Source organism: Sphingobacterium sp. UBA2480 (assembly GCF_002341965.1).
GTDB lineage: Bacteria > Bacteroidota > Bacteroidia > Sphingobacteriales > Sphingobacteriaceae > Sphingobacterium > Sphingobacterium multivorum.
The window spans coordinates 429,951-448,996 of record NZ_DDPA01000001.1; the positions used below are offsets into that span (position 1 = coordinate 429,951).

Consider the following 19,046-nt stretch of genomic DNA (forward strand, 5'->3'; position numbering starts at 1 on the left):
TCATTTTATTTATAGCTCCTAACAGTTGGTTGTATTTCTTCAAAGGTCAACGGTTCTTTGACCAACTCAGGTTCTTCATTTTCTCCCTTCCATGACCAAGCGGAAATAAATTGATATTCGGCATCGTTACGTAGCGCCTCTCCGTCTGCAGTTTGATATTCTTCCCGAAAATGCGCTCCACAGGATTCATTTCGCGTCAATGCATCATAACACATCAGTTCTCCAATCTCAAAATAGTCTGCTACGCGTCCGGCTTTCTCCAGTTCGCTATTTAAAGTATCGGCCTCGCCGCTGACAATAACGTCCTTGAAAAATTCTTGTTTTAGCTTTCTAATTTCTTCAATAGCATAGCGAAGCCCTTTTTCATTACGCGCCAGCCCACAATAGTCATAGAGTATTTTGCCCAGTGTTTTATGGAAATAATCCACAGTTTTACTGCCTTTGATTTTCAAAAATACGTCGATTTGTTTTCTAACATCCTCTTCAGCACGTTCAAACGCAATATGATCTGTGGAAATTTTCCCCGTATGAATATCGTTTGCCAAATAATTGGCAATCGTATAGGGACCGATAAAATAGCCATCGACAGATGCCTGAAGCAGTGAGTTTGCCCCAAGTCTGTTTGCACCATGGTCCGCAAAATTAGCTTCGCCAAGCGCAAATAAACCTGGCAGACTCGTCATCAACTCATAATCGACCCATAAACCGCCCATGGAAAAGTGTGCAGACGGTGAAATCATCATCGGTACGCTATAAGCATCATATCCCGTAATCTTTTCATACATGTCAAATAGATTACCATATTTTTCCTGTATTTTCTGTTTCCCCTGTTCGCTAATAGCCTTCGCAAAATCAAGATAAACAGCATTTTTGAGTGGACCAATCCCAAAGCCGGCATCGATCCGTTCCTTTGCCGCCCGAGAGGAAATATCCCGTGGGGCAAGATTTCCAAATGCGGGATACCGTCGTTCTAAATAGTAATCTCGTTCTTCCTCCGGAATAGCGTTGGGTTCTCGCGTCTCACCTTCCTTCATGGGGACCCATATTCTTCCGTCATTGCGCAAAGACTCTGACATTAAGGTTAATTTAGACTGATAACTGCCCGATTGTGGTAAGGACGTCGGGTGAATCTGAATCCAGCTCGGGGAAGCCATTAATGCGCCCTTTTTATGTGCGCGCCAGATTGCCGAACCGTTACATCCCATGGCCAAGGTCGATAGGTAATATATTTTACCATAACCTCCTGTTGCTAATACAACTGTATGGGCCGCATGCCGTTCAATATCGCCCGTATCTAGATTACGTACGATAACACCACGTGCCTTTCCATCGATAACAACAACATCAAGCATCTCATGTCGTGTAAAAAGTTGCACGGTTCCCTTTCCTACCTGGCGCATAAGTGCCTGGTAGGCGCCCAAAAGAAGCTGCTGCCCGGTTTGGCCTCTTGCATAGAACGTCCGACTTACCTGTACGCCGCCAAAAGAGCGATTATTTAAATAGCCGCCGTATTCTCGTCCAAAAGGAACTCCTTGGGCTACAGCTTGATCGATCAAATTAAGTGAGCATTCTGCCATGCGGTATACATTTGCTTCACGTGCACGGAAATCCCCTCCTTTTAAGGTGTCAACAAACATCCTGTAAACGCTATCTCCATCATTTTTATAGTTCTTTGCCGCATTTACACCGCCCTGCGCTGCGACGGAATGCGCCCGTCGCGGACTGTCCTGAAAACAAAATGATTTCACCTGATACCCCATCTCGCCAAGGGAGGCTGCAATAGAACTACCCGCCAACCCTGTACCAATCACGATAACATCCAATTTTTTGCGATTGGCGGGATTAACTAATTTGGCAGTCTTCTTATAGCGTGTCCATTTTTCATCCAATGGCCCTTCTGGTATTTTTGAATTTAATATCATGATTTATCCGCTTTAGTTTACTGTAAAGAATATATAAATGGGCATCATGGCAAAGCCCAAACTAATGATAACCGAATAGCCAATGCCAAGGATCTTAAACCATTTGACAAATTTTGGATGAAATAATCCTAAGGTTCGGATTGCGCTATGAATCCCGTGAATAAGATGATAACACAAGGCTATCATAGATAATACATAAATAAGGACGTACCACCACTGTTGGAAGACAGCGATCACCAAAACATATAAATCCTTGTTCCCCCGCTCATCAAGCGGGGTTGCACCAAATTTGTATACATACCAAAAATTCTGAAAATGGATAACTAAAAAGATGAGAATTATAGTACCTAAAATTCCCATATTACGCGAATACCATTTGCTTGCTCTTCCGCGATGATCCGATTTATAAACAGCTCCCTCCTTTTTATTTTTTAAGGTAATAACAAGGCCATCCAAGGCATGAAGGATAATGCTGGCATAAAGTACATAAGAGATAATCTTGATCAAGATATTGCCAGCTAGAAAATGTGAGTAGGCATTAAATTGTAAATGTGCTTGTTCCTGCGGCAAGAATAGCTGTAAGTTGCCTAGGAAATGAATCAGCAAAAAGAACGCTAAAAACAATCCAGTCAGGCACATGAGCATCTTTTTTGACAAAGTAGATAACATAATAAGATCCTAATTTTTAATAATAACCTATAACCTTCATCCACAATCCACCAACACCCATGTAAATCACCAATAATACGATTCCAATTTCCAATCCACGCAACCACCATGATTTTAAATCAACATAGCCACTTCCGAAAAATACCGGTGCAGGGCCATGGCCATAATGTGTTAATACACCATAGATGGAGCCTAGAAATCCAAGCATCATCGCAAGCAGCATTGGTGGAATGCCTAAAGAAACACCGACACCCAACAACGCGGCATACATCGCTGCTACATGGGCAGTGGCGCTAGCGAAAATGTAGTGACTAAAGAAGTAAACAAGAATGATAACAGGAAAGGCTATTTGCCAGCTCAAATCACCAATCTGTACTTTAATTAAATCACTAAACCAGCCGATGAATCCCAATTCGTTTAATGAACTGGCCATCATGACCAAAACAGCAAACCAAACAATCGTATCCCAAGCTCCTTTCTCCGCTTTAACATCCTCCCAGGTCAACACAGAGGTTAGTAACAGTAGCGTTAAACCTATAAAAGCCGTCGTTGTAGCATCAATTGAAAAGGATCCACCAAAGATCCATAATGCCAATAAGATAAAGAATGCCAAAAGCATTAACCACTCATTCCTCGAAATAGGCCCCATCTCCTTTAGTTTCTGTGCAGCCATCTTCGGCGCATCCCCTGTTTTTTTTAATTCAGGCGGATATAATTTGTAAAGAACAAGAGGTACCACAAAAAAGGCGACAATACCAGGTATGAACCCTGCAATCGCCCAGGACATCCAAGTAATGTCGATTCCCAGGTTAGCAGCAAACTTTTGACACATTGGATTACTGGCCGTCCCCGTCAAAAACATCGAAGAGGCTATTAGATTCATATAATAGCTATTTAAAGTAAGATAGGATCCCAATTTCCGATGTGTCTCTGGTTTATCGGGGACGGAATCAAAACTAATAGCCATGGATTTCATAATTGGATAGATAATACCACCACCTCGAGCCGTATTGCTCGGGATTGCTGGAGCTAAACAGACGTCTGCCAGTCCCAATCCATAGGCTAACCCGAGCGAACTTTTTCCAAAAACACGAATAAAAAGAAATGCAATCCGATTGCCAAGACCGGTTTTTATGAAACCGCGAGCAATAAAGAAAGAGATACCAATCAGCCAGATAACTTTGTCGCCAAAACCGGTCAAAGCTTTGGTAATGGATTTACCAGCATCTCCGGGGGCCAACACTTGTGTCAGCGCGGTAAATGCTATAGCCATCATACACATGGTACCCATCGGCGCTGCTTTTAAAATAATCCCAAGAATAGTTGCTGCGAAGATAGCAAAGAGATGCCAAGCTTCTGGGCTGACTCCTTTCGGTATTGGGATAAACCATAAAATGAGTGCCACAAGAAAAGTGATGGCAATATTTTTAATACTGATTTCTTTCATAATAAGCGAGGTTTAATAAATTAGAATCGACTTTGTACTTGAATAATAAATAAATTCTTATTGAATTCACTGGTATTTTCGGTCTGCTTTTTATACCGGTCTAACTGGAGACCAAGCTGAATCCTTGCACCATAATTTTTTAAAAATTCTAGACCAAACATCGGTGTGTATGTTTGACGTCCATTTGCATTTAGTTTATAATTAGGATCAATGTATTCATATCGGCAAGATAGCTCGAAAGCGCTTAGGTTGAAATAATTTACTTCGTATCTTAAGTTTGGAAGAAAATAAATACCCCGTACAAGGTAATCGCTCAATTTGGAGCTACGAGCACTCTCGTCCAACGAATAATACAGGTTATGATTGATCGCCTGTTTTGCTTCCAGCTGCATATCGAGATTCCAGCGCTTGCCAAAGTTCACGTTTCCGGTTAGATCAACACCCAATGCGTGCACCTGTTTTTTCATAACCTCGCCAATCCCCCCATTGAGCCCTAAGTTAACACTATACTTCTTCGAAAGGCCAAAGACAAGACGCGTAGCATATTGTTTGCCATTGTCGTTATCGACTACCTGATTTTTCCCATTTCCATTTACCACGGATAACGAGTAGCTAAAAGGCATTTCCCCAAGCGTGGTCTCGCCTGTCGCTGCCACGCCGATCTGAAAGCTTGCCCAGCCGAGTTTGCCAAACTCAAGATATTGATTGGACCAATCCAATGATTTGATAATATCAATCGGATAGGTCTCTTCAATACCAAACCAGGGACGGAATTGGCCTACTGTGATCGCCAATTTGGGACTAAATGTATATTTCAAATAAGCATTCTCAAGAACTTTTGTTTTCGGATCGCTTTTAAAATCCGCGAGATTTGCCAAAACTGCCACCTCTGTGCGTTTGCTAATTTGAGCACGCATCTGAACGCGCATATACTTCACCATAAAATTGTTGTCCGTACCAGAACCATCACTGTGATGCAGTCCATTAACGTCTACATCTTTTGTGCCACTCACAAGGTATCTGGCCTGAAATAAACCTTTTACCTGAAGCTTGGGATAAATCGTATCATCCTTGGTTAGTTTTACAGAATCTACTTTGCTTTGTTGTTCGGTCCCTACTTCTTGCCCCTTGGCCAGGTTATTCAATAGTGAGCACGCAATAAGGAGTGGAATGTAATGTTTCTTCATATCAAAACAATTTGGCCTTAGCGAGTAGCCCGGCCTACTTTTCGTTGTTAATAATGTTACTTCTTCGATTTGGTATTGTAGTAACAACAGATAACATTAGAAAATGTTTTGTTATTTTAATATAATTTAATAACTGTAAGAAAACCAGTCCGATTCTAAAATGGTGTCGTGTAAATTCCATGTTTTTGTGTAATTTCACGGACGAACATTAAACTAATCTAATTTTCAAATTCGCAGATTGATCTTTTAAGGAGCCATTGAACTCACTGAAAACTTCGCGAGTAAATTATGGTATGCAATTTTTAGAATCGATAAATATTATGAAAGAAAAATTAATCAAGACATGTTTTATTTGCCTGCTTCTCCTGATCATTCAGGGTTTTTCAATAACCACAAGCTACGCTGCTGACAAAGAAAAACCCGCCATGTTTTGGACTTGGCTAGATTACAACGCCAAAACAAACTTTGATTCAATTTGCCGTGAGATGAATTATTTGGGAATCGATGGCGTAATGTTAAATGCCGCCAGTCCAGACGAGTATCGGGTAGCAATTCCCATTGCAAAAAAATATGGCATCCAAGTTATCGCGTGGCTTTGGACGATGAACTTGGAACATGACAGGGATAAAATACTCCAAGAACATCCGGATTGGTTCAGCGTCAATCGAAACGGTAAAAGTCTGGCAGATACCACTGCATACGTTGGTTATTATAAATTCTTGTCACCTGTTGTGCCCGGAGTAAAAGAGTATATCCGTAAAAAAATCGAATCCTATTGTGAAGTCGAGGGATTGGAGGGGATTTCTATTGACTATAATCGCTACGTGGATGTTGTCCTCCCTACAACCCTTTGGCCTAAATACAATATTGTTCAAGATCGTGAATACCCAGCTTGGGATTACGGTTACCATCCAATTGCAATAGCGAAGTTCAAGAAACAGTATGGTTATGATCCGAGAGCACAAAAAGATCCATCGAAAGATCTAAAATGGCGCCAATTTCGTTGCGATCAGATAACCGATATCGCCAATATGATTGCAGACATCGTTCACTCCCATGGTAAAACAATGGCTGCATCCCCATTTCCGACTCCCAAAATGGCTTCTCGTATGGTGCGCCAAGATTGGGGTAAGTGGAATTTGGATGTTGTTTTTCCGATGGTATACAGCAATTTTTATACAGAAGATCCAAGCTTTATTAGAGATTGTACATTAGAAAATGTGCGCGATAAAGGAGCAAATACGACGCTATATTGTGGATTGATGGCTAAAAATAATGAAGAAATATTTGCCGATATGGATGAGGCGTTAAATAATGGTGCGCAGGGAATTTCTATTTTTACCATCCATAGCTTAAAAGATCCACAGATAAGGGAAAAATTTAAAAACTATACAGCTGCTGCGAAAGCTAAAAAAGCGCAAAATAATGGAACTTTAACCCATTCGGCACATGTGAAAATCGAAAATAATCCTTTCAAAAAAGAAGGTATTATGAAATTAATCAACCAAAAGATACAAGATTTGGTACGCTCAGAAAACCCTGCTGCCAGCCCGATAGCATTATCAAAATATAAAAAAATAGATGCATACGATGTAACTCAAAAATACCTGGTTACTGATCAGGTGAGCAAAAAGAATTTTTACGTCACCTTCTTTTTCTATGGCGGTATACTTTCCGGTTGGAATGTTGATCCAGCTCCAAATGCATCCTAAAGGATGACCTACTAGATGGAGGTGCTAAAATGTTACTTATTTGGCACCTCTTTTCTTTTAATACACTGTTCCCTATCTTTGGAACAAACAAATACTGAAAAAATGAGAAAAAATGTCAGGTTGGTAGCCTGTATTATAGGTTTGATATGTTCCGGATCAATTACTGTATCGTTTGCTCAAAACAACATTCAAAACCAGCACAGTACTAAGAGCGCGATCATTGATAAAGCACTATTGGATAAAATATTGGATAAAAATAGGCAATCATTCAAAGAAGGTAAAGTGGCTGATTACATCCCGGAATTAAGTAAAGCCAATGCAGCATCTGTCGCACTTTCGGTGGTAAATAGTGATGGAACAATCGTTAGTATCGGAGATGTACAACAAAGATTTACAATTCAGAGTATTTCAAAAATTGTTTCCTTGATGGTTGCTGTATTGGAAAATGGCGAGGAAGTTGTTTTTAATAAAATGGGATACTATGGAACAGATAAACCCTTCAATCATTTTGCGAATTTGGAAACATCGGGTAAACCGCTCAATCCGATGATGAACGCCGGCGCCATTTTAACGACATCGCTTATTAAAGGAACAGGTGAGGAACCTTTTGTTAAAATAAGGGATATGATTCGCTTTATAACGAATAATGAAAAAATCGATTACAGTAGATCTGTATACCATTCGGAACGGGAGACTGGAAATCGAAACAGAGGCATGTTCTACCTGATGCGCAACAATGGACTCATTGATGGTGAAGGTGAAGACAAACTCAATAATTATTTTAAGCAGTGCTCCATTGAGATAACTGCGGAGGATCTGGCTAAAATAGGTTTCTTTTTTGCACATCATTGCGTGCGCTATGATGGAAATAAGCAATACTATAACCCAGATCTATCTCAGCTAGTTCAATCACAAATGCTCATTGCAGGGATGTACGAATTTAGTGGCGAATATGCCAGAACTGTCGGACTTCCAAGTAAATCGGGCGTTGGTGGCGGAATCACAGTAAGTGTACCGAATAAAATGGGTATAGGGGCCTACAGTCCAGCATTGGATCAACATGGCAACTCTGTTGCAGCATATCGCATGATATTGGACTTGGTAAAAGAGAAATCGCTCGGCCTCTTTAATTAGATTTTCAACCTTTCAAAATCATATGACACGAACAGAACCAATAATTGCTGTAAAGAGCGTCTCCGAAAGCTCGCTATTCTACCAAAAGCTTTTGGGCTGTACCAGTCAACATGGCGGCGAAACATTTGAAATTCTCACGGATGGCGGAACTGTCATTCTCTGTTTACACAAATGGGGTGAGCACGACCACCGTACTATGCGGGATCAAAAACATGCGGGGAATGGATTTATATTATTCTTTAGAGTAGACAATTTACAGCAAATCTTCGAAAACGCTACTTTGTTAAATGCAGTCATAGAGAAAGATATACATTACAATGAGAACTCGCTAATGGATCAATTTATCCTGCGTGACCCCGACAACTATTACCTGATTGTATCAAACTAGGCTACTATCGCTGTATATCGATTGAATGGAGGCTTGTCTTCATACGTAAAATTTCCATTCTTAAACCAGTTTAATTTTTTTAGCGTATACTAATCGCAACTTTGTCTTATCAAAACTTAAAACAATGAACACACGATTGAATATTGCAAAAGTAGATGCAACGGCCTATAAGGCGATGATGGGATTGGAAACCTATCTCAATGATATTTTTTTAAATCCAATTCAAAAGGAACTCATAAAAATACGTGCTTCACAGATCAATGGTTGCGCCTTTTGCTTAGATATGCACACCAAGGATGCGCTGAAGTACGGTGAAACGCCACAACGGATATTTTTATTAAATGCATGGCGAGAAACGGATCTATTCACTAAGGAAGAACAGATTTTGTTGGAGATGACAGAGGAGATCACATTGATACATCAAAAGGGTTTGACAGAAAGCACTTTTCAAAAAGCAAAAGAAATATTTGAAGAAAAGGAGATTGCACAGATTATTATGGCGATCATTACTATAAATGCGTGGAATAGAATTGGCATCAGCACCCATTTAGAACTATTAAAGTAGTGCTACGCTTTGATTACAAAAAAGCCTCTTTCAATATTGGAAGAGGCTTTTTTCATTGCTAAATATATTCCTGTTTTTTCCAATAAAAATCCCGATTATCCTTTATCTTTATTAGGAAAACCAATATGAATGCATGATTATGAAAATCCTAAAAAAAATCCTCATTGTTTTAGCGATCATCATCGCTATTCCCTTAATTACTGCACTCTTCGTCAGTAAAGACTTCTCGGCCCAAAGTGAGATAACAATCGATAAGCCAAAGCAGGAAGTGTTCAACTACGTGAAAATGCTTAAGAACCAAGAGAACTTTGGTGTATGGCAACTATCAGACCCGCAAATGAAAAAAACTGAACAGGGTGTAGATGGTCAAGTCGGCTATAAATCCAGCTGGGATGGTAAGAAAGTTGGTAAAGGTTCACAGACCATTACAAAAATCGTCGAGGGCGAAACAATTGAAACGGCCCTCGATTTCGGTATGGGTGAACCAGCCAAGGGTTATTTCATCTTAAAAGAGATCTCGCCTACTCAAACTTTGGTGACCTGGGGAATTTCAGGAAAATCGCCCTATCCATGGAACTTTATGAACTTATTTATGAATATGAATAAAGACTTCGATCAGGGTCTGAAAAACTTAAAAAATAGACTAGAATAGCGACTATACAATGCAAAAAAAAGTGGTTAAAATAAACTTTATTTTAACCACTTTTTCTCATTTTTAAAAGGAACAAAATTTATCTTCTGCGCATTAAAATTCGTAGAATGTACCAGAACAACAACATGATTGATGAAAACAGCTGCAAGGCTGCCCCTACATATTGTTCGTTGCCGTAACTATACTTCAGGTTTTGAGTTTGATAGAGTATGCTTCCGGAAGCAAGTGCAATCATGGCAACCGAGAACCATAATCCAAGTTCAAAACCAAAAATAGCTCCTGCGACAATTGCCCCCAAAGATAAGAAGCCTCCGATCACCAGGATATTTCTGAGAAATGAAAAATCTTTATTGGATACAAATGCAACGACAGTAAGGCCAGTAAACAAGGCCAAAGTCATTATACTTGCCTGATAAATGACACTAATTCCTTCGGTCATAAATACCGCCATAAAAATCATCGGTAGGAAGATGATTGCCTCCAGTACAATATAGAATGCTAGGCCTAGATATTGGGTTTGACGGCTTTGCGAAAGTGTCCATCTTGATGAAAGTGTGGAGCCCAACCAAAAACATCCCAATAAGAACAACCAAATAAATTTTCCGCTAACCATCCAAACGATAAAATCATAAGGGATCAATTTGATCAGCAAAGTTTCCAAAACGATAAATGCTAAAATCGAAAGCGCAACATGAAGATAGGTTTTTTTATAAAAAACGCCCCTTTCAGCGTCATCATTGGTAAGAATATACTCTTGTGATTCCATAAAACAAATACAATAGATTAAATAAGGATTAAAAATAAGCATTTATTCTATTTTCACAAGAAAGAAGTTTGCATAGGCTTATAAAAAAAGAACCCCGCCTAGCGGGGTCCATTCAAACAAACAACTTATTTCCAGCCTCCTCCCAAATCTTTATAGATATTGACAACAGCATTGAGCTGCTGCTTCTTTGTTTCTATCAATTCAAGTTTTGAATCCAGTACATCGCGTTGTGTCATTAAAACCTCCATATAGTCTGCCCTCGCTGATTTAAAGAGATCATTTGACACAGACACGGAATTATTCAGAACCTCAACTTGTTTTGTTTTGAAATCGTAGCTGCGCCCGAGGTTTTCAATATTAGAAAGTTGTGTAGAGACTTCTAAGTAAGCATTCAGAATCGTCTTCTCGTAATTATATACCGCCTGTATTTGTTTCGCGTTGGCTGTATTAAATTCCGCTTTAAGCCCATTTTTGTTGATCAAAGGTGCTGCAAGCTCCCCTATTAGATTATACAAAACTGATTCAGGCATCTTAAATAGATAAGAAGGCTTGAATGCCTGTAAACCCAGAGCAGCCGAAATCTCCAAAGAAGGATAAAACTCTTTCCGCGCGATCTGTACGTCCAACTTCGCGGCAGCGAGCTCATACTCGGCCTCACGAATATCAGGTCTATTGCTTAGTAGTTGGCTCGGTATACCTGTCTGAACTTTCGCCGGGATCAGATCGACAAAATTGCTTTTGTCACGTTTGATCTCTTGTGGGAAACGTCCCAATAGAAAATTAATACGGTTTTCAGTTTCTTTGATCTGTTGCCGCGTCTCAAATTCCATACCTTTGGTCTTCAACACTTCGGCTTCAAACTTTTGAACCGCCAGTTCTGTTACACGAGCAGCCTGTTTCTGCAATCGGATTACCGCAAGCGCATTGTCCTGAAGCTCGATATTTTGTTTGATAATAGCCAACTGATTGTCCAATGCCAATAATTCATAATACGAACGGGCAACTTCGGCAATAAGGCTACTTAAGACAAAATTTTTCCCTTCTACCGTAGCAAGATAACGGTTCAGTGCTGCTTGTTCGGAGTCCTTCAGTTTTTTCCAAACGTCGATTTCCCAACTGGCATACGCACCAATGGTCAAATCTCCTAGTGGATCCGGCATTTCCTTTCCAGGGGCAATTTCTGTACTGGCATCACCGGCCCCCTGACTGGTGTATCGTCCAACTTTTTCAACACCACCTCCGGCACGTAAACCAACAGTGGGTTTCAATGCTCCTTTTCGTAAAAGAATATCATTCTTTGCGATCGCCAACTCCTGCAAAGTAACATTCAGCTCCTGATTGTTTTTCAACGCTGTATCGATCAATACAACTAAATTTGGATCCGTAAAAAATTCACGCCACTTAACCGACGCTGAATTCGTTGTATCTGATTGAGCTACATCTGTATACTGCTTCGGAACGAATTTATTCTCCTGTATTTGTGTCGCTTTCGGAACCTTACATCCCGTCACTGCTGCTGAAAGCGAAAATGCAATGACCCATTGTATTTTTCTGCGATTAGTCATTATTATCAAGTTCTTCAGTTAATGGATTTTCATCTTCGTGTTTAATAAGCTTGCGTTTGGAGGCAATAGTCCCGAAGATAAAGTATAAGCCCGGTATTACCACAATACCAAAAACCGTCCCAAACAACATACCTCCCGCTGCCGCTGTACCGATCGTACGGTTTCCAATTGCACCTGGGCCAGAAGCCATAACTAAGGGAATCAACCCGGCGATAAAAGCAAATGATGTCATCAAAATAGGTCTAAACCTTACTTTTGCACCGTCCAAGGCAGCCTCAATGATACTCAATCCCTGCGAATGCCGTTGAGCGGCAAACTCAACAATCAACACGGCATTTTTACCAAGTAGACCGATAAGCATGACCAAAGCAACCTGCGCGTAAATATTGTTTTCCAATCCCAATAACTTCAATAGTAGAAATGCCCCAAAGATTCCGATTGGTAAAGAAAGCAACACCGCAAAGGGCATAATAAAGCTCTCATATTGAGCGGAAAGTATCAAGTAAACGAAACCGAGACAAATTAAGAAGATATAAATTGCCTGATTTCCACGACCTACCTGATCTTTGGAAATACCAGCCCAATCAATGCCATAGCCTCGTGGTAAGGTCTTGGCAGCGACTTCATTAATCACCTGAATTGCTTCACCACTACTATAACCTGGTGCGGCAGAGCCCGAAATTTCAGATGCCATATACATATTGTGCCGGGTGATCTCAGAAAGACCGTAAACCTTTTCCATATGCATAAATGCTGAAAATGGTACCATTTCGTCTTTATCATTCTTCACATATAGTTTTAAGATATCTTCCGGCAAAGCCCTGTATTGCGGCAAAGCCTGAACCATAACTTTATATTGGCGGTCATACTTAATGAAATTCGTTTCGTAATTACTGCCCACCAAAGTTGAAAGCGTATTCAGTGCATTATCAATGGTAACACCCTTCTGTTGCGCCAGATCATTATCGATATGCAACATATACTGCGGAAAACTCGCGCTATAGAAGGTAAATACAGACGATAATTCAGGCCTTTTGTTCAATTCACGCACAAAATCCTTACTTACCGTTTCCATTTTCTTGTAGTCGCCAGAACCTGCTTTGTCCAGAAGACGAAGCTCAAATCCACCCGCAGCACCATAGCCCGGTACGGCCGGTGGTTGGAAAAACTCGATAGACGCTCCTGGGATATTTTTGGCAGCGGCCTCCAGTTGCTCTATGATCTCCTGCGAGGATTCTTTGCGTTCTTCCCAGCTTTTCAAGTTGATCAAACAAGTACCTGTATTTGCCCCGGTTCCTTCAGTCAGGATTTCATAACCAGCCAACGAAGATACCGATTGCACACCATCAATGTCTTCAGCTTCTTTTTGCAATGTCTGGGCCGCTAGATTGGTCCGTTCCAATGTCGATCCTGGCGGCGTTTGAATAATAGCATAGATCATCCCCTGATCTTCATTGGGGATAAAACCTGCAGGAACAGCATTATTCAAAAAATATGCGCCAATACAAAAACCAATTAATACTAAAAATGTAAAAACGCGCTTATCCACTATGCCCTTCAACAAGTAAACATATTTGTTGGACATCTTATCAAACAATCTGTTGAAAGAATCCAGGAATTTATCGATAATGGATTTCTTTCTTGCCTTTCCATGGTTATTCTTCAGCATAATCGCACATAAAGCCGGAGTGAGTGTCAATGCCACAACACCCGATAAGATGATGGAAGTAGCCATGGTAATGGAAAACTGCCTATAGAATATCCCTACGGGGCCAGACATAAAGGCAACCGGAATAAAAACCGCCGCCATAAGGAATGTGATCGCAACAATGGCACCACTGATTTCGTGCATCGCTTTTTTGGTCGCCTTATAGGCCGAAATATGAAGCTCTTCCATTTTAGCATGAACAGCCTCAATAACCACAATCGCATCGTCCACAACCACACCTATGGCAAGCACCAGTGCAAACAATGTGATCAAGTTGATGGTAATTCCAAAAAACTGCATGAACAAAAACGATCCCACCAAGGAAACCGGTACTGCAATGGTTGGAATCAATGTCGAACGCCAATCTCCTAAGAATAGAAAAACGACAATAGCAACAAGCACAAATGCTTCCAATAAAGTATGGACTACTTTTTCCATGGATGCATCCAAGAATTTTGATACGTCATAGCTAATTTCGTAATCCAGCCCTTTCGGAAAGGAAGCTTTCAATTCCTTCATTTTGCTTTTAACGTCTTGGATTACCTGAGAAGCATTACTTCCATAGGATTGTTTTAAGACAATCGCTGCAGATGGTTTTCCATTCAGTGTAGAGTAGATATCGTACATCGCCGAACCGAATTTGATTTCCGCAACATCTTTTAAACGTAACATTTCACCATTTTCACCTGCACGTAAAACGATATTGCCATAACCTTCCGTAGTTGTAAAACGCCCCGGGTATTTCAATACATATTCAAAAGACTGGGAGGTCATACCAGACGACTCCCCGGCTTTACCTGGTGAAGCTTCCAAACTTTGCTCGGATAAGGCTTTCATCACCTCTTCTGCAGAAATCTTGTAGGCTGTCATACGATCAGGTTTCAACCAAATACGCATCGCTAATTCGCGTGTTCCAAGAATATTTGCCACCCCGACACCGTCTACCCGACGTAATTCGGAGACAATATTCATGTCCGCATAGTTATACATAAAATTTCCATCAAGCTCCTTGTCTTTACTGTAGAGATTGATGTACATTAACATATTGGATTCTTCACGTGTAATCTTCACCCCTTCACGGACCACAATTGGCGGAAGCTTGTTAACCACAGAGGCTACGCGGTTCTGTACATTTAAAGAAGCCTGATTCGGATCTGTTCCTAGGTTGAATACGACCTGAATACTTGCTTCCCCGTCATTACCGGCATCGGAAGCCATGTATTTCATTCCAGGAACCCCATTGATCGCCCGTTCCAGCGGAATGATAACTGATTTAATCATCAACTCACCATTGGCTCCAGGATACTCGGCAGTGATGTTCACCTTCGGTGGCGATATTGACGGAAATTGTGTTACAGGAAGCTGTACCATAGCAAGCACACCCAAAAACACAATGATCAGTGATATCACGATCGAAAGTACTGGTCTATTTATAAAACGACTAAACATAGTAATTTAACTGTAAGGGATCTATTCTGTTTTTAACTTCAAATTTGAGATGGCGTCTTTAGGTTGCACAAAGCTGTAGCTGATTTTATCATCCTCTTTTGCTTTCTGAATACCATCCAACAAAAATTTATCATCTTTTTGAAGTCCGCTCGTTACCACATACAGATCTGGTAGGGAGTTACCAATGGTGATATGACGGGCTTTTAATTTGCCCTCCTTATCGATTACATACACATATTTACGGTCCTGCATTTCGTATGTCGCTTTCTGTGGAATAATTAAAACCTGTTTCAGCGGAAAGTTCATCACCACCTTGCCGCTCTCGCCATGTTTTAATAGACGGTTTGGGTTGGGAAATTTCGCTCGAAAAGCAATATTTCCCGTCTCACTGTTGAACTCACTTTCTATGGTCTCCACAAGACCATTTTGAGCGAACAACTCATTATTGGCAAGCAACAAGCCGACATGAGTATCTCCACGTTTACTCACGTTAGTTTGATAACTTAAATATTCAGGTTCGGAGACATTGAAATAAACCAGCATCTCACTGTTGTCGGACAGACTTGTCAATAATTCACCTTCATCCACCAAACTTCCCAATTTCAATGGAATCCGATCAATGGTTCCGTCAAAAGGCGCCCTGATTTCTGTAAAGGAGAGATGTAATTTTGCAATCGCAGCCTCAGCTTTGGCTTGCTCAAGTTTTGCTTTAGCCATCGCGAGTTCATTGGGCGATACGACATTTTTATCGGCAAGCGTTTTTGTATTTTGAACTTCAATTTCTGCTACATTAACTTCTGCCGAAGATTTACGGTATTCGGCCTCATACATCTTCGGCATAATCCGAAAAAGTAATTGCCCTTTATGGACAAATTGTCCTTCATCTACGAAAATCTGCTCGAGATAGCCCTTTTCCTGAGCCCGAAGCTCAATATTTCGGAAAGACCTAATCTGGGAAACAAAGTCCTTACGGATAGTTGTGTCCATTTGCACCGGAGAGGTCGCAGTAAATTTCTCTTTTTCTTCCTTTTCTTCCTTTTTGGAAGTACACCCGATTTGGCATAAGGTAATAGCCAAACTAGCGAGCATAAATACTCTTTTCATTTGTAAGCGTCTAATTAAAAAAATAAGTTTGATTGTTTGTTGTCTTGGTTGGTGAAATGACCTCTACTTTGGTTTATAGTCGTTCCGACTTGTTCATAGATTGTACAAATCGATTACGACTGAGCGGAGCGTCCCTTAGGATATCCACCAAAGCATATGAAATTTCGAAGGGTATATTTTAAATTCTCCAGTTTTGTTGAAGAACGTATCTTTGAGGGAAAAGATAGGCTATGAAATTGCAAAAAGGTATCTTCTTTGCAAATCGAAAAACGAAAACAAAAAGGACAATTGCAAAAAGTAGCAGCGCAACAAATTGGGATGTCACCTGCAAATCCTTGGTCAGTTGAAAATTTTCGGCATCAAATTCCTCGATAACTGGATTATCACTGTGAATATTACCGTAAAATAGCGGATCGATGTGGTCAACTGATGCGTCAATATACTGCTGTACATCAGCATGATTATGCTGATACATAAAACTAACAGTTGGTCGGTCGGATTCAATGAGCACGGCATGGCTATTACTGCTTCTGATCAATAAGAAGCATAAGAATAAGAATATCGTAACAACCGCTTTCATTGCGGAGCAAATATACTAGCGTACAACTAATTTTAACGATCTTTAACACATTTTAACAAAACAATTACAATTCGTAGATTTCCGCTAGAAAAGTGACAATTGCAAACCCCGACCATTTGTTCTCAAAGGTTCTGCATCTCCGAAGACTGTTCTGCCACCATATTTCCAAGAATCTCGCCGTTCTTCTGCTATAATTTGTTGAATATCAAACTGTGGCTGAAAATCTCTTTCGCTATCCAAGACAATCTGGTGCAACTTGTTAATCGATTTTAATTTTTCACCGTAACCCAGTTTAGATTTTTCAATACCTTTTTGCAAAATTTGAATACTTTCATCGTAAATGGTTAAAGGAACTGGAAAAGGATGCCCATCTTTCCCGCCATGAGCAAAGGAAAATCGAGCGGGGTCATTGAACCGTGAAGGCGCACCGTGGATTACCTCACTGACTAAAGCCAATGACTGTAACGTACGGGGCCCAACTCCTTTTAAAAGCAATAAGTCTTCAAAATGGCTTGGTTGACTTTCTCGGGCCACGTACAACATCGCTCCTAGCCTCTTCAAGTCAACGTCCGAAGCACGGACATCGTGATGGGATGGCATAATAAGTTTAGCGAAGTCTTGCATCACTTGAGTTGAATCCTCCGCTACGATCGTCATAATACCTGTTCTATTGGCCGCCGCTTCTGCAGCTGTCAAGTTGAGGATAATACCTTGTGAAGGACCACTGATACCCGCATGTGGTTCTTCAACGAACGATTTGACCTTTTCAGAATGCCAATGGTAACGACGGGCAGTTCCATCCTTTTCATGCATACCTTGCTGCACGACCGACCAATTGCCATTATCCGTCACGATAAAATTGTGGAGATATAATTGGTAACCATCCTGAATAGCGGTGTTATCCACTTTAGCAACAAGCTTACTGCTGCGAATCAAGTCGTTGCCATCTAGTCCCATGTCGTTCGAAAGCCGAAGTAGTTCCTGTGGGGTCTGCATGGAAAGCTTGCCTTTACCCCCACAGATATATAGTCCTAAAGATTTCGCATCGGGATTAATAGCGCGTTTTAATGCCCCCATAACAGCCGTTGTGATCCCTGAAGAATGCCAATCCATGCCGAGAACAGCACCAAAGCTTTGAAACCAGCGGGGATCTGCCAGTCTTCTCAAAACCTCGTCTTTACCATAATCCATTAATATTACTTCAACAATGGAGCGACCTAGCAAAGCCATACGTTCGTAAAGCCACGCTGGTACTTTTCCATAGTGTAATGGGAGATCTGCGGTTCCGGATCGTTTCATTTCAAACTAAATATATTAGTACAAATCTATCTCTTTTTTAGATAAAATAAAAACGGCTAGATAGCTTCTAGCCGTTTTTATTTTATGATCAATCTATACACTACATCTGAGCATATAACTTAGGGCGCATCGAAGTAGCGGCACAAGTCACAGCTTCACTATTTACCGGTCAACGCTGACAATAATCCAGCCCGGAACGAAGGATCTTTCTCCGAAAACTCGATCGAATGCTTATAGGTGTCTACATTAAAGAAGAGCTCCGCTGGAGCAGCTTTTTTATTGTCCAAAAATAGTTTAAAGCTGTACGCTGTTTTTTTGGACAAATCAGCATTCACCTTATTGGATGAAAACACATTTGGAAGAATTACATCTTTTGTAAAAGAATCAGTGGTAGCTATTTGAAATAAATCACCTAATGCTTTAATTAAATTGTCAGACTGTTGACCCGACGACGAGATTCTAATCTTACCTTTGGTAAAGCCGACTTCATCACTCGGTTGGCCATCTATTATACCTGCGGGTATAAAATCTACAACCTCAAACTTCGCTCCTACAGTATCCTGTTTGTAAAGAGATTTTGTGATATAAATACGGCTTGAATCCGTTTTAATTTCATCTGTAATACGTAGAAAAAAGTTCTTCTTTTCTGCGCCCGGTGAACCATTCGTAAATTGTTCGATTTTTACACCTTCAATTTTGTTCACCGTTGTTGTATCACTTCCATCAGTTTTCTTTTGATTGGAATTTCCGCAACTAGCCATCAGCACCGTAGCGGTCGCAAGAAATGCTATAGATTGAATCTTGTACATATTGAATTGTTTGTTATCAGTTATTAATGAATATTGCTCTTATAATATTACCATTATTACTGATAACAAACAACTATTAGCAATGTTTTT

16 protein-coding genes are annotated in these 19,046 nt (G+C 40.5%); 5 read left to right on the forward strand and 11 right to left on the reverse strand.

The window, feature by feature from the left end:
• Positions 1-5 precede the first annotated feature (5 nt).
• From B3600_RS02010 to B3600_RS02025, 4 genes are read right to left on the reverse strand one after another with little or no spacing between them, the layout of a single operon-like run.
• Positions 6-1,922 (reverse strand): fumarate reductase/succinate dehydrogenase flavoprotein subunit, encoded by a 1,917-nt coding sequence (locus B3600_RS02010; RefSeq protein WP_286751914.1) that lies wholly within the window; start codon positions 1,920-1,922, stop codon positions 6-8.
• A gap of 12 nt (positions 1,923-1,934) precedes the next feature.
• On the reverse strand, positions 1,935-2,591 hold the full coding sequence (locus tag B3600_RS02015) for a succinate dehydrogenase cytochrome b subunit (protein ID WP_046673350.1): 657 nt from the start codon (positions 2,589-2,591) through the stop codon (positions 1,935-1,937).
• A 16-nt stretch (positions 2,592-2,607) separates the two neighbouring features.
• Positions 2,608-4,038, reverse strand: a complete 1,431-nt coding sequence (locus B3600_RS02020; protein ID WP_046673349.1) for an anion permease — start codon at positions 4,036-4,038, stop codon at positions 2,608-2,610.
• 20 nt (positions 4,039-4,058) lie between these two features.
• The gene (locus tag B3600_RS02025) at positions 4,059-5,225 is read right to left on the reverse strand and encodes a porin (RefSeq protein WP_084823119.1); all 1,167 of its coding nucleotides are present in this window, start codon (positions 5,223-5,225) and stop codon (positions 4,059-4,061) included.
• 320 nt (positions 5,226-5,545) lie between these two features.
• Between B3600_RS02025 and B3600_RS02030 the strand changes: the two genes are divergently transcribed.
• The 5 genes from B3600_RS02030 to B3600_RS02050 all read left to right on the forward strand — a co-directional run bounded on the left by B3600_RS02030 (position 5,546) and on the right by B3600_RS02050 (position 9,676).
• On the forward strand, positions 5,546-6,937 hold the full coding sequence (locus tag B3600_RS02030) for a hypothetical protein (protein ID WP_286751915.1): 1,392 nt from the start codon (positions 5,546-5,548) through the stop codon (positions 6,935-6,937).
• Positions 6,938-7,039: 102 nt separating this feature from the next.
• On the forward strand, positions 7,040-8,071 hold the full coding sequence (gene glsA, locus B3600_RS02035) for a glutaminase A (RefSeq protein WP_286751916.1): 1,032 nt from the start codon (positions 7,040-7,042) through the stop codon (positions 8,069-8,071).
• 22 nt (positions 8,072-8,093) lie between these two features.
• On the forward strand, positions 8,094-8,459 hold the full coding sequence (locus tag B3600_RS02040; protein ID WP_286751917.1) for a glyoxalase: 366 nt from the start codon (positions 8,094-8,096) through the stop codon (positions 8,457-8,459).
• A 124-nt stretch (positions 8,460-8,583) separates the two neighbouring features.
• The gene (locus tag B3600_RS02045) at positions 8,584-9,024 is read left to right on the forward strand and encodes a carboxymuconolactone decarboxylase family protein (RefSeq protein WP_046673345.1); all 441 of its coding nucleotides are present in this window, start codon (positions 8,584-8,586) and stop codon (positions 9,022-9,024) included.
• A 139-nt stretch (positions 9,025-9,163) separates the two neighbouring features.
• The gene (locus B3600_RS02050; protein WP_286751918.1) at positions 9,164-9,676 is read left to right on the forward strand and encodes an SRPBCC family protein; all 513 of its coding nucleotides are present in this window, start codon (positions 9,164-9,166) and stop codon (positions 9,674-9,676) included.
• Positions 9,677-9,755: 79 nt separating this feature from the next.
• On the opposite strand, the gene B3600_RS02055 is transcribed toward B3600_RS02050, so the two are convergent.
• The 7 genes from B3600_RS02055 to B3600_RS02085 form a co-directional block, all read right to left on the reverse strand.
• Positions 9,756-10,442 (reverse strand): Bax inhibitor-1/YccA family protein, encoded by a 687-nt coding sequence (locus tag B3600_RS02055; protein ID WP_286751919.1) that lies wholly within the window; start codon positions 10,440-10,442, stop codon positions 9,756-9,758.
• A gap of 125 nt (positions 10,443-10,567) precedes the next feature.
• Positions 10,568-12,007: a TolC family protein gene (locus tag B3600_RS02060; RefSeq protein ID WP_115048722.1), complete on the reverse strand. Its 1,440-nt coding sequence runs from the start codon at positions 12,005-12,007 to the stop codon at positions 10,568-10,570.
• A complete protein-coding gene (locus B3600_RS02065; protein ID WP_286751920.1) occupies positions 12,000-15,164 on the reverse strand; it encodes an efflux RND transporter permease subunit in 3,165 nt (1,054 codons plus the stop codon). Before B3600_RS02065 ends, B3600_RS02060 begins: the two co-directional genes overlap by 8 nt.
• A 21-nt stretch (positions 15,165-15,185) precedes the next feature.
• A complete protein-coding gene (locus B3600_RS02070) occupies positions 15,186-16,268 on the reverse strand; it encodes an efflux RND transporter periplasmic adaptor subunit (RefSeq protein ID WP_046673341.1) in 1,083 nt (360 codons plus the stop codon).
• A gap of 178 nt (positions 16,269-16,446) precedes the next feature.
• On the reverse strand, positions 16,447-16,848 hold the full coding sequence (locus B3600_RS02075; protein WP_286751921.1) for a hypothetical protein: 402 nt from the start codon (positions 16,846-16,848) through the stop codon (positions 16,447-16,449).
• Between the two features lie 84 nt (positions 16,849-16,932).
• Complete coding sequence (locus B3600_RS02080) at positions 16,933-18,147, reverse strand: DUF763 domain-containing protein (protein ID WP_286751922.1); 1,215 nt, start codon at positions 18,145-18,147, stop codon at positions 16,933-16,935.
• Positions 18,148-18,305: 158 nt separating this feature from the next.
• On the reverse strand, positions 18,306-18,956 hold the full coding sequence (locus tag B3600_RS02085; RefSeq protein WP_046673338.1) for a hypothetical protein: 651 nt from the start codon (positions 18,954-18,956) through the stop codon (positions 18,306-18,308).
• Positions 18,957-19,046 lie beyond the last annotated feature (90 nt).